Origin of the sequence: Flavobacterium sp. FPG59, from assembly GCF_002150205.1 — a bacterium.
GTDB lineage: Bacteria > Bacteroidota > Bacteroidia > Flavobacteriales > Flavobacteriaceae > Flavobacterium.
In genome coordinates this window covers 1-1,880 of record NZ_MTCA01000339.1, presented here as the reverse complement: position 1 = coordinate 1,880, position 1,880 = coordinate 1, and the positions used below count along the sequence as shown (strand labels likewise).

Annotated in this window: 2 protein-coding genes and 1 pseudogene; all 3 read left to right on the top strand. The window is 31.7% G+C overall.

Annotation, left to right across the window (positions count from 1 at the left end):
• Window positions 1-42: 42 nt before the first annotated feature.
• A complete protein-coding gene (locus FPG59_RS15740) occupies window positions 43-483 on the top strand; it encodes a KTSC domain-containing protein (protein WP_086455484.1) in 441 nt (146 codons plus the stop codon).
• 222 nt (window positions 484-705) lie between these two features.
• Window positions 706-1,470: a DUF4369 domain-containing protein gene (locus FPG59_RS15735; protein WP_086455483.1), complete on the top strand. Its 765-nt coding sequence runs from the start codon at window positions 706-708 to the stop codon at window positions 1,468-1,470.
• Between the two features lie 18 nt (window positions 1,471-1,488).
• Window positions 1,489-1,875: pseudogene (locus tag FPG59_RS15730) on the top strand (TlpA family protein disulfide reductase); the annotation flags it as partial.
• Window positions 1,876-1,880 lie beyond the last annotated feature (5 nt).

Here is a 1,880-nt window from a genome sequence, read left to right as displayed (position 1 = left end):
ATTGTATTCCTTATATACAAAAAGACAAGTAGTTACATATTTATGAAAAAAATAGTTGAATACCGCAAATTGCTAAATGTAGATAAAACTGCTGAGCTGAAAGATTTGAAGACCATTTATCGTAATGCGATGAAGGAAGCACACCCAGATAAATTTCAAGGTGATGAAGCTGGATTAAAAGCAGCTGAAGAAAATAGTAAAAAAATCATTGAAGCCTACCATTTTTTGGTTAGCATCAATCCTGAAACTATAAAAGCAAACTTACCTGAATATACTGAAACAATTTCAACATCAACAATTACTGATTATAAATTTGTTGAAGGTAGATTGATTATTAATTTTTCAAACGGAAGTGTTTATGAGTATATTAGTGTACCAAAAGCTACTTATGTAAAAATGGTAAATGCTGATTCACCTGGAAGATTTGCAAAAAGACACATTTTAAATGCTTTTACTTGGAGAAAAACTACCAATCAAGACTAAGCATTTTCAATAAACATTCAAGCACTCCTTATGGGGTGCTTTTTTTTTGAAAAAAAATTGAAAAGTTAAAATCCACCTCCTTCATTGATTACAGAACGCTACTAAACGCTATGTTTATACATAATAAATAGCACTTTATAACAAAAAATTAGGTAGTTATTATATTTGTAATTTATTATTTTTAAATACTTTTGCAGATATAACTATATTAACTAATTTATAATGAAAAAAATAATTTTATTACTTTCTGCTGCTGTCGTATTAATTTCTTGTAGCAAAGTTGGGAAAGATGAGTACTTGATTACAGGAACAGCTACTGGTGTTGATAATGGTAAAACGATTATTCTAGAAACTCAAGACGCTACAGGAATGTTGCTTGCAAAAGATACTGTAAAAGTTGAAAATGGTAAATTTGAGATGAAAGGTAACATCACTGAACCTGCTTTTTATACCTTACAACTAGAGGGAGCTCAAGCTAAAATACCATTTATTTTAGAAAATGCTGAGGTAACTATAGCAATAAACAAAGATAGTATTCAAAAATCTAAAGTTTCAGGTACTTATAACAATGACGAATTCATGGCTTTTAATGAAGAAATGACTAAAGTTCAAAAGAAACTTATGGATTTTCAAACTAAAAATATGGCTGCTATGAATACAGCTCAACAAACAAAAGATACCGTTGTTATCAATAAATTGATGCAAGAGTTTTCTAAAATTCAGGAAGAAGTAAATACTGCGTCAAAAAACAAATATTTAACTTATGCTGAAACACATCCTAAATCATTCATTTCAGCTTTGATTATACAAGGGATGCTTAATGATCCTTCAACTGATGTTGCAAAATCAGAGAAATTATATAATGGTCTTGAAGAGTCATTGAAAAAAACAAAACCAGGAATTGCCATCAAAACTAAAATTGCTGAAAGAAAAGCTCCTGCTGCAGTAGGTGCTGCTCCTTCACCAGCAATGCCAGGAGGCAACTGAAGAGCAGATTTTTCAGCTCCTAATCCTGAAGGAAAAATGATTTCACTAAAGGAAAGTTTAGGAAAAGTTACAATAGTAGATTTTTGGGCGTCTTGGTGTGGACCATGCCGCCAAGAAAACCCAAATGTAGTTGCGTTATACAAAGAATTACATGCTAAAGGACTAAATATTATTGGTGTTTCTCTTGATAAAGATGCCAAGGCTTGGAAAGAAGCTATCGCAAAAGACAAGTTAACATGGAACCAAGTTTCTAATTTAAAATTCTGGGACGAACCTATCGCCGCTCAATATAAAGTAGAATCAATTCCAGCTACTTTTATACTTGATGCATCTGGTAAAGTAGTAGCACAGAACTTACGTGGCGAAGCGCTACGAACAAAAGTTTTAGAACTTTTAACTAAATAGACACC